This is a genomic window from Streptomyces sp. MB09-02B, from assembly GCF_033794485.1.
In the GTDB taxonomy this organism is placed as follows: Bacteria; Actinomycetota; Actinomycetes; order Streptomycetales; family Streptomycetaceae; genus Streptomyces.
In genome coordinates, this window is sequence record NZ_JARGEE010000349.1 from 1 (window position 1) to 9,721 (window position 9,721).

Here is a 9,721-nt window from a genome sequence, read left to right on the forward strand (position 1 = left end):
GACCAGGCCGCCCACCACTCCCGACCCCGATCCGACCCCGCCGGAGGAGAGCGTCCCGCCCACCGACATCCCGACGGGAGCTCCCGGGCCGACCGGTGATCCACCGTCCGACGTCCCGGAGAGTCCGGGGAACGCGAGCGATGCGGGGGCACCGGGCGAACCCGTCCAGGAACCGGCCCGGTTCATGTGGATCTGAACCCTGGGAGTGACCGATGCAGTCAGGAGCACCGCATTCGGGAGTCGGCCGGGTCATCGCCGACCGCTATCTCCTGCTGAACCAGCTGGGCAGCGGCGGCATGGGCCATGTCTGGCTCGCCCACGACCGGCAGCTGGACTGCGAGGTGGCGCTCAAGGAGATCGTGTTCCGCCACCCGGGCGAGGCCGAGCGGGAACGCACCGCCCGGGTCGCCCGCGCCCGCGCGGAGGCCCGGCACGCCGCCGGGCTGCGCGCCCACCCGAACGTGGTCACCGTGCACGACGTCCTGGAACACGACGAGCTGCCGTGGATCGTCATGGAGTACGTGCCGGGCGCCATGGATCTGAAGGCGTTGGTCGCCCAGCGAGGCGCCCTCGCACCCGTCGAGTGCGCCCGGATCGGGCTAGCCGTGCTGGACGCGCTGACCGCCGGGCACGAACGCGGCATCATGCACCGGGACGTCAAGCCGGCCAACATCCTGCTCGCCCCGGACCGCACCGGAACGCCGTACGCGCGCGTCCTCCTCACCGACTACGGCATCTCCGTCCAGCCCGACACCCAGGAGACCCGGTACACCCGGACCCACGTCCTGGTCGGGACCGCCGGATATCTGGCACCCGAGCGGGCCCAGGGCGGACCGCCCACCGCCGCCTCCGACCTGTTCTCGCTGGGCTGCACGCTCTACCACGCCGTCGAGGGGTACGGGCCCTTCGACCGCGACACGGAGATCGCGGTGCTCACCGCCCTCGTCCTGGAGGAACCGCGTCCCATGCTGCGAGCGGGCGCGCTGGAACCGGTGCTGGCGGGCATGCTCACCAAGGACCCCCTTCGCCGGATCTCCGCCGCCGAGACCGAGGCGGCGCTCTCCGCGATCGTCACGCCCCACGCCCACCCGCGCACCGGGCCCGACGTCGGCTCGCAGCCACAGTGGGCGAGCGCACCCACACACACGGCGGACCACGAACACTCCCTGGTCCAGCCGACCGCGCACGAGACACCTCGGTACGCGCCCTGGGGCGGAGACGGCGCCCCGGCAGCAGGGGAAACACCGGCCCGTGAGAACGGCTGGTCCCCGGCGGAGCACCGAGCGGCAGGCGCCGGTGGACATCACCGCCGGCACCGCAGCCGGGCCCTGCTCGCGGGCGCGGCCACCACCCTCGGTCTCGCCCTTGTCGTCGGCGGCACCTGGTACGCCATGGGCACCGTGAAGGAGCTGACGGACGGTCTCGGCGGCGGAGGCACCGGGAGCGCGGTCCTGCCGTACGGCAGGACCGTGGGGCTGACCGAGCCGCTGAGGGACGGCGACTGCGTCGACGTCACCTGGACCGACACCCCGTTCACGGACGCGGCCGGGCTGCGGATCGTGCCCGGGTGCGCGGGGCCCGCGATGGACGGACAGGTGATGGCCTCCTACGAGGTGTCGTCCGCCGAGGACGCCCGCGCGGGCGGAGCGGCCCGGTGCGAGCAGCTCACGGTGGAGGCCCGGGAGAGGCTCGTGGACGTCCGCTCCCACGCCGTGGTGCCGACCGACGACGGCTTCGACGCCGCCGGGCATCGGGTCGCCTGTCTGCTGGTCGGCGAGCGCAGGCCGGTGTACGGGCCGATCGGTGAGTACCGGACGGAGGGTGAGACGGTGCTCGTCGACGTCGCCACCCTGCAGAAGCAGGACTGCTTCGACCGCGTCTCCGAGAACAAGATCCGTCTGGTGTCCTGCCAGGACCGCCATCGGGAGAAGGTGCTCGGGTTCCACGAGATGCCTCCCGGTACCACCTACGCCAAGGCTCAGAAGCAGGCCCTCTCCGCCTGCGAGAGGAATCTGCCGCCGCAGCAGTACGGCTATGAACCCGGCCGGACCGGTTCCGGTTTCTGGATCAGCGAGGACGGCTGGAAAAAGGGGGCACATTTCGTCGTCTGCACTGTCATTTCCGCCAGTGGGGGCACCATGGAGGGAGAAGAAGCCTGAGGACCTGAGAAGGGGTGTTGCGATGCCCGGTTCGACGAAGGCCATGGGGGTGCTCACCGTCGGTGGGCTGGTCATGGTGACTGCCTACTCGGTGGCCCTCGGCAGCAACGGCTGGCTGTGGTTCGGCTGGGTCGTCCTGGGCCTGCTGACGCTGGGCATGGTGGCGGCGCGCAGCTGAGCCCCACCCTGAGGACTCACCACAGAACTCACCCACGGTGATCCTCAGGTCCGGGGTATTCCCCCGTCCGGGTGTACGCCCGGCTGGTATTTCGGCAGCCGGGCGGTGATCTTCATGCCCGCGCCCACCGCGGTCTCGATGACCAGGCCGTGGTCGTCGCCGTACACCTGGCGGAGCCGCTCGTCGACATTGCTGAGGCCGATGCCGCCGGAGGGGCTGGTCTCGCCGGCGAGGATACGGCGGAGCACGTCGGGTTCCATGCCGACGCCGTCGTCCTCGATGACGACGAGCGCCTCGGCGCCGGCGTCCTGTGCGGTGATGCTGATGTGGCTCTTGCCCGCCGCGGTCACGGATCTGCCTTCGAGGCCGTGCTTCACCGCGTTCTCCACGAGGGGCTGGAGGCAGAGGAAGGGCAGGGTGACCGGCAGGACCTCGGGGGCTATCTGGAGCGTGACCGAGAGCCGGTCGCCGAAGCGGGCCCGGACCAGCGCCAGGTAGTGGTCGATGGCGTGGAGTTCGTCGGCGAGGGTGGTGAAGTCGCCGTGGCTGCGGAACGAGTAGCGGGTGAAGTCGGCGAACTCCAGCAGCAGTTCACGGGCGCGCTCGGGGTCGGTGCGGACGAACGAGGCGATCACCGCGAGTGAGTTGAAGATGAAGTGCGGGGAGATCTGGGCGCGCAGGGCCTTGATCTCGGCCTCGATCAGGCGGGTGCGGGACTGGTCGAGATCGGCCAGTTCGAGCTGGACGGAGACCCAGCGGGCGACCTCGCCGGCCGCCCGGACGAGCACGGCGGACTCGCGGGGCGCGCAGGCGACGAGCGCCCCGTGGACACGGTCGTCGACCGTGAGAGGGGCGACCACCGCCCAGCGCACCGGGCAGTCGATGATGTCGCAGGTCAGCCGGAAGGCTTCGCCCCGGCCGGTCTCCAACGGGCCCGCCAGGCGTCCCATGATCTCGGCGCGGTGGTGCTCCGCGACGCCCTCCCAGGCGAGGACGGACTCGTGGTCGGTGAGGCAGAGCGCGTCCGTGCCGAGCAGGGTGCGCAGCCGCTTGGCCGATCTTCGGGCCGTCTCCTCCGTGAGGCCGGCGCGCAGCGGGGGCGCGGCGAGGGTGGCGGTGTGCAGGGTCTGGAAGGTGGCGTGCTCGACGGGTGTGCCGAGCCCGCCGAGGCTGTTGCGCGGGTGTGCCGTACGGCGGCCGAGCCAGAAGCCGGCCGCGAGCAGCGGGAGCAGGGCCACGCAGAACCCGGCCAAAAACCCGGTCACTTCACCGCTCATCGCTCACCTCCTGCATGTGGTACACCGCTCACCGCTCGTGGGTTCCCTTCCGCCGGTCCGCACCCGGCCCCGGTTCGGTCGGCCCGGTCCTCACCGCCGCCACAGTTCGATCTCCTTGGTCGCCGCGCGGGTCCGGCCGCCGACGAGTTCCTCCGGGAGGTGGAAGCGGGCCAGGATCGCCGGTGTCTCGGGCGGGACCTTGCCGGGGGTGGCCAGGGACACCAGGACCATCGTGAGGAAGCCGAGCGGTACGGACCAGAGGGCGGGCCAGGCCAGCAGGGCGTGCAGGGTGCCGGTGCCGGGGTATCCGGCCATGGTCGCGGCGACCGCGAGGAGGGCCGCGCCGCCGCCGACGAGCATGCCCGCGGCGGCGCCCGGCGGGGTGAGGCGCCGCCACCAGATGCCGAGGACGAGCAGCGGGCAGAACGAGGACGCCGAGACGGCGAAGGCGAGGCCGACGGCGTCGGCGACGGGCAGACCGCCGACCAGGACGCTCGCGGCGAGCGGCACCGCCATGGCGAGGACCGTGCCGAGCCGGAAGTGCCGTACGCCCCGGGCGGGCAGCACGTCCTGGGTGAGCACGCCGGCGACCGCCATGGTCAGTCCGGAGGCGGTGGACAGGAACGCGGCGAAGGCGCCGCCCGCGACCAGCGCGCCGAGCAGGTCGCCGCCGAGGCCGCCGATCATGCGGTCGGGGAGCAGCAGGACGGCCGCGTCGGCGTCACCGGTGAGGGTGAGGTCGGGGGCGTAGATCCGGCTGAATGCCCCGTAGATCGGGGGGAGGAGGTAGAAGGCGCCGATCATGCCGAGGACGACGACCGTGGTGCGGCGGGCGGCGACCCCGTCCGGGCTGGTGTAGAAGCGGACGACGACGTGGGGCAGGCCCATGGTGCCGAGGAAGGTGGCGAGGATCAGCCCGTAGGTGGCGTACAGGGGGCGTTCCTCGCGGCCGGCGGCGAGCGAGGTGGACATGCCGCCGTTGGTGCCGCGGTCGGCGACGGGGACGGTGTCGCCCTCGGTGAAGGTCAGGCGGGCACCCCGGTCGATGCGGTGGGTGCCGGTGGGCAGGTCCACGCGCCGGTCGTCGTAGTGGCGGCCGTCGATGGTGCCGGTGGCCGTGACGGTGAGGGGGCTGCCGAGTTTCAGGTCGAGGGTCTCGTCGACGCGGACGACGCGCTGTTCGCGGAAGGTCGCGGGCTCGTCGAAGGCGTGGCGCGGGGCGCCGTCGCCCTGCCAGGCGAGGACGAGGAAGAGGGCGGGGACGAGGAGGGCGGTGAGCTTGAGCCAGTACTGGAAGGCCTGGACGAAGGTGATGCTGCGCATGCCGCCGGCGGCGACCGTGGCGGAGACGACGACGGCGACGATGACGCCGCCGAGCCACTCGGGGGCGTCGGTGAGCACGTTCAACGTCAGTCCGGCGCCCTGGAGTTGGGGCAGGAGGTAGAGCCAGCCGACGCCGACGACGAAGGCCCCCGCGAGCCGTCGTACGGTCTTGGAGGCAAGCCGGGCCTCGGCGAAGTCGGGGAGGGTGTAGGCGCCGGAGCGGCGCAGCGGGGCGGCGACGAACAGCAGGAGGACGAGGTAGCCGGCGGTGTAGCCGACCGGGTACCAGAGCATGTCGGGGCCCTGGACGAGGACGAGGCCGGCGATGCCGAGGAAGGAGGCGGCGGAGAGGTACTCGCCACTGATCGCGGCCGCGTTGAGGCGGGGGCCGACGGTGCGGGAGGCGACGTAGAAGTCGGAGGTGGTGCGGGATATGCGCAGGCCGAAGGCGCCGACGAGGACGGTCGCCACGACGACGAGGGCGACCGCGGGGACGGCGTAGTTCTCGTTCATGGTTCCGGTGCCTCAGCGGTCCTCGACGAGGCGGACGAGGTCCTGTTCGTTGCGTTCGGCGCGGCGTACGTGCCGGCGGGCGAGGAGGACCAGCGGGGGGTAGACGCCGAAGCCGAGGAGGGCCCATTCCAGGCCGGCGCCGTCCGGCACCGCGGCGAAGACCAGGGGCAGCGGGGCGACCAGCAGGACCAGGACCGCGAACACGGCGAGGGCGGCGCGGAGTTGGCTGCGCATGAGGGAGCGGACATAGGTGTGGCCGAGGGTGGTCTGTTCGTCGATCTCGGTGCGCGGGCGCTGGTGGCCGGACGGGCGGGGGGTGCGGCGGGGCACCCCCGTGACGACGACACGGCGATCGGCGCGGCGTTCGGTGGGACGTTCGGTGGGGTCGTTCGGCATGGCGGCTCCTCAGCCCGTCGTCCGGCGCATCAGCAGGTCGCGCAGCTCTCGGGCGTGGCGGCGGCTGACCTGGAGTTCCACGGCGCCGACGAGGACGCTGACCGTGCCCGCGTCCAGGCGGAGTTCGCCGACGTGCCGCAGGGCGACGAGATGGCGGCGGTGGATGCGGACGAACCCGCGTGCGCGCCAGCGCTCCTCAAGGGTCGAGAGAGGGATGCGGACGAGGTGGCTGCCCTGCGGGGTGTGCAGTCGGGCGTAGTCGCCCTGGGCCTCGACGTGGGTGATGTCGTCGACGGCGACGAAGCGGGTCACCCCGCCGAGTTCGACGGGTATCTGGTCGGGGTCGGGTTCGTGGACGGGGATCGGCGGGGCGGGGGCCGTGGTCGCCTCGCGGAGCTGGGCCGCCCGGCGGATCGCCTCGGCGAGGCGTTCCCGGCGTACGGGTTTGAGGACGTAGTCGACGGCCTTGAGGTCGAAGGCCTGGACGGCGAAGCCCTCGTGCGCGGTGACGAAGACGACCAGCGGGGGCCGGGCGAAGCCGGTGAGGAGGCGGGCGAGGTCGAGGCCGTCGAGGCCGGCCATCTGGATGTCGAGGAAGACGACGTCGATCGCCTCGGGCCCGTCGGGGCCGGACTCCAGGGCGCGGTTGATCCGCCGCAGTGCCTCGGTGGCGTCGTTGGCGCCCTCGGCGCTGCCGACCCGTGGATCCGCGTTCAGCAGGTACAGCAGCTCCTCCAGGGAGGGTTTCTCGTCATCGACGGCGAGCGCGCGCAGCATGAAGGTGGAGTGTAGGAGTAATTCGTACTCATGCACACGGGCGCGCGGCGGAGGCCTCCGTGCCGGGGGTCACGGACGGCTCCCGCTGGCTACAGTGCCCTCATGAACAGCAAGTCCGCGGCGTTCGACGAGCTCGACCGCAAGATCATCACGGCGTTGATGGCGAACGCGAGGACCAGCTTCGCCGAGATCGGTTCGGACATCGGTCTTTCGGCCACCGCGGTCAAGCGGCGGGTGGACCGGTTGCGGGAGACCGACGTGATCACCGGGTTCACGGCCACCGTGCAGCCGGCGGCGCTCGGCTGGCGCACGGAGGCGTACGTGGAGGTGTACTGCGAGGGCGCGGCGCCGCCCCGGCGGCTCGCGGAGGTGGTGCGCAACCATCCGGAGATCACGGCGGCGATGACGGTGACCGGGGGCGCGGACGCGCTGCTGCACGTGCGGGCGGTCGACGTGGAGCATTTCGAGGAGGTGCTGGAGCGGATCCGCACCGAGCCGTTCATCCGGAAGACGATCAGCTACATGGTGCTGTCGCACCTGCTGCCGGAGGCTCCGGAGGCCGCGGCGACCCAGGACGCAGCGAACGTGCGCTGAGCGGGTTCAACACGCAGCATTACTGCGCGAACACGCAACGTTCGTTCCTTGTCGTGCGCCTGGCCCGATTCCTACCGTGGTGTCATCCCCGTCGACACCGTCAGGAAGCGGAGAAACCCTCTGTGCCCGACAGCCGTGTGCCGCGCCTTCGGCGCTTTCTCGTCTGCGAACCCAGACACTTCGCCGTGCAGTACTCGATCAATCCCTGGATGCATCCGGACGTCCCCGTGGACGTCGATCTCGCCCAGGATCAGTGGCAGGAGCTGATCCGCGCCTACCGGACCCATGGTCACACCGTGGACAGCGTGGAGCCGGTGGCGGCGCTGCCGGACATGGTCTTCGCGGCCAACTGCGCGCTCGTCCTCGGCGGCCGTGTCCTCGGCTCGCTGTTCCACGCGCCCGAGCGGCGCGCCGAGTCCACCGCGTACGACGCCTGGTTCAAGAGCGCCGGGTACGAGGTGCTGCGGTCCGAGTCGGTGTGCGAGGGAGAGGGCGATCTGGTGCCGACCGGTCGCTATCTGCTCGCCGGGACCGGTTTCCGCACCACGCGTGAGGCGCATCGCCAGGCGCAGGAGTTCTTCGGCGTGCCCGTGATCAGCCTCCAGCTGGTGGACCCGCGGTTCTACCATCTGGACACGGCGCTGTTCGTCCTGGACGACGGCTCCGACGGCTCGGCGGGCAACATCGCGTACTACCCGGAGGCCTTCTCCCCCGGCAGCCGTGCGGTCCTCGCCCGCCTGTACCCGGACGCGGTGATCGCCACCCGCGAGGACGCCATGGCCTTCGGCCTGAACTCGGTGTCCGACGGCCGCCACGTCTTCATCTCGCCCCGCGCCAAGGAACTCGCCGACCAGCTGGACCGGCAGGGCTACGTTCCCGTCCCCGTCGACCTGTCGGAGTTCCAGAAGGCCGGCGGCGGCATCAAGTGCGTCACTCAGGAGATCCGCTCATGACCGCTCCCGTCCGCGCACGTTCGTCGGCCGACCTGATCCGCGACGAGGAACCCGTCGTCGCACACAACTACCACCCGCTGCCCGTGGTCGTCGCCCGTGCCGAGGGCACCTGGGTCGAGGACGTCGAGGGCCGCCGCTACCTGGACATGCTGGCCGGTTACTCCGCCCTCAACTTCGGCCACCGCCACCCGGCGCTGATCGAGGCCGCGCACCGCCAGCTCGACACCCTCACCCTCACCTCGCGGGCCTTCCACAACGACCGGCTCGCCGGGTTCGCCGAGTCGCTGGCCGAGCTGACCGGCCTGGACATGGTGCTGCCGATGAACACGGGCGCCGAGGCCGTGGAGAGCGCGATCAAGGTGGCCCGCAAGTGGGCGTACGAGGTGAAGGGCGTCCCCGCCGACCGGGCGACCATCGTGGTGGCCGACGGCAACTTCCACGGCCGGACCACGACGATCGTCAGCTTCTCCACGGACCCGGTGGCCCGGGACGGCTTCGGCCCGTTCACGCCCGGCTTCCGGGTGGTCCCGTACAACGATCTCGCGGCGCTGGAGGCGGCGGTCGACGAGACGACGGCCGCGGTGCTCATCGAGCCCATCCAGGGCGAGGCGGGCGTCCTCATCCCGGACGACGGCTATCTGCGCGGGGTCCGCGAGCTGACCCGGCGCACGGGATGCCTGTTCATCGCGGACGAGATCCAGTCGGGCCTCGGCCGCACCGGCCGAACGCTCGCCGTGGAACACGAGGACGTCCTGCCCGACGCCGTCCTGCTCGGCAAGGCGCTCGGCGGCGGCATCGTGCCGGTGTCGGCGGTGGTGGCCCGCCGTGAGGTGCTGTCGGTCCTGCGGCCCGGCGAGCACGGCTCGACGTTCGGCGGCAACCCGCTCGCCGCGGCGGTCGGCTCGGCGGTGGTCGAGCTGCTGCGCACCGGGGAGTTCCAGCTCCGGGCCGCCGAACTGGGCGGGGTACTGCGGGAGGGGCTCACGGAACTGGTCGGCCGGGGCGTGGTCGGCTTCCGGGCGCGCGGACTGTGGGCGGGCGTCGACGTCGACCCCGCGATCGGCACGGGCCGCGAGATCAGCCACCGGCTCATGGAGCGCGGCATCCTGGTCAAGGACACCCATGGCTCGACCATCCGGCTGGCTCCGCCCCTGACGATCACGGAGACGGAACTCCGGTCGGCGCTGGGGACGTTGGGGGAGGTTCTGGGCGAGCGTTCCTGAGGCGGGCCGCCGCACCGCCGGGTCCGGTCACGGCTCGGCGGTGCGGTGGGGCCTGAGCAGCAGCAGGGCGATGTCGTCGGTGTGCCGGCCCGTGCGGTGGGTGTGGTGGACGAGGTCGTCGACGAGTTGGTGCAGCGGGAGGTCGCCGGAGGCGCCGAGGTGGTGGGCGAGGTCGGCGATGGTCCGGCCGATGTCGGTGCCGGGGTCCTCCACCAGGCCGTCGGTGTAAGGGCGAGGAGTGTCTCCGGGGTCAGGGACAGCGTGGTGAGCGGGTAGGCGGGAGTCCCGAGGCCGATGCCGAGCGGGGGGCCGGGGCGGATGTCGACGG

10 protein-coding genes and 1 pseudogene are annotated in these 9,721 nt (G+C 72.0%); 6 read left to right on the forward strand and 5 right to left on the reverse strand.

Annotation, left to right across the window (positions count from 1 at the left end; all coding sequences use genetic code 11):
* From P1P70_RS33870 to P1P70_RS33880, 3 genes and pseudogenes are all read left to right on the forward strand, one after another.
* Positions 1–196: pseudogene (locus P1P70_RS33870) on the forward strand (hypothetical protein); the annotation flags it as partial.
* Between the two features lie 16 nt (positions 197–212).
* Entirely contained in the window at positions 213–2,159 is a 1,947-nt protein-coding gene (locus P1P70_RS33875; protein WP_319244653.1) for a serine/threonine-protein kinase, read from the forward strand.
* 22 nt (positions 2,160–2,181) lie between these two features.
* Complete coding sequence (locus P1P70_RS33880) at positions 2,182–2,337, forward strand: hypothetical protein (protein ID WP_215451331.1); 156 nt, start codon at positions 2,182–2,184, stop codon at positions 2,335–2,337.
* A 44-nt stretch (positions 2,338–2,381) separates the two neighbouring features.
* Here the strand turns inward: P1P70_RS33880 and P1P70_RS33885 are convergent, their stop codons facing one another.
* The 4 genes from P1P70_RS33885 to P1P70_RS33900 all read right to left on the reverse strand — a co-directional run bounded on the left by P1P70_RS33885 (position 2,382) and on the right by P1P70_RS33900 (position 6,623).
* Positions 2,382–3,602: a sensor histidine kinase gene (locus tag P1P70_RS33885; protein WP_319244667.1), complete on the reverse strand. Its 1,221-nt coding sequence runs from the start codon at positions 3,600–3,602 to the stop codon at positions 2,382–2,384.
* A 102-nt stretch (positions 3,603–3,704) separates the two neighbouring features.
* The gene (locus P1P70_RS33890) at positions 3,705–5,450 is read right to left on the reverse strand and encodes a cation acetate symporter (protein WP_319244655.1); all 1,746 of its coding nucleotides are present in this window, start codon (positions 5,448–5,450) and stop codon (positions 3,705–3,707) included.
* A gap of 12 nt (positions 5,451–5,462) precedes the next feature.
* A complete protein-coding gene (locus tag P1P70_RS33895; protein ID WP_319244657.1) occupies positions 5,463–5,846 on the reverse strand; it encodes a hypothetical protein in 384 nt (127 codons plus the stop codon).
* 9 nt (positions 5,847–5,855) lie between these two features.
* Complete coding sequence (locus P1P70_RS33900) at positions 5,856–6,623, reverse strand: LytTR family DNA-binding domain-containing protein (RefSeq protein WP_319244658.1); 768 nt, start codon at positions 6,621–6,623, stop codon at positions 5,856–5,858.
* A 102-nt stretch (positions 6,624–6,725) separates the two neighbouring features.
* Between P1P70_RS33900 and P1P70_RS33905 the strand changes: the two genes are divergently transcribed.
* The 3 genes from P1P70_RS33905 to rocD all read left to right on the forward strand — a co-directional run bounded on the left by P1P70_RS33905 (position 6,726) and on the right by rocD (position 9,393).
* Positions 6,726–7,217 (forward strand): Lrp/AsnC family transcriptional regulator, encoded by a 492-nt coding sequence (locus P1P70_RS33905; RefSeq protein WP_319244660.1) that lies wholly within the window; start codon positions 6,726–6,728, stop codon positions 7,215–7,217.
* A 122-nt stretch (positions 7,218–7,339) separates the two neighbouring features.
* Positions 7,340–8,170 (forward strand): dimethylargininase, encoded by an 831-nt coding sequence (ddaH, locus tag P1P70_RS33910; RefSeq protein WP_319244661.1) that lies wholly within the window; start codon positions 7,340–7,342, stop codon positions 8,168–8,170.
* Positions 8,167–9,393 carry an ornithine--oxo-acid transaminase gene (gene rocD, locus P1P70_RS33915; protein ID WP_319244663.1) on the forward strand — a complete coding sequence of 409 codons (1,227 nt, stop codon included), beginning with the start codon at positions 8,167–8,169 and terminating at the stop codon, positions 9,391–9,393. The genes ddaH and rocD overlap by 4 nt, the downstream gene beginning before the upstream one ends.
* Before the next feature lie 27 nt (positions 9,394–9,420).
* On the opposite strand, the gene P1P70_RS33920 is transcribed toward rocD, so the two are convergent.
* Positions 9,421–9,606 (reverse strand): hypothetical protein, encoded by a 186-nt coding sequence (locus P1P70_RS33920; RefSeq protein ID WP_319244665.1) that lies wholly within the window; start codon positions 9,604–9,606, stop codon positions 9,421–9,423.
* Between the last annotated feature and the right edge of the window lie 115 nt (positions 9,607–9,721).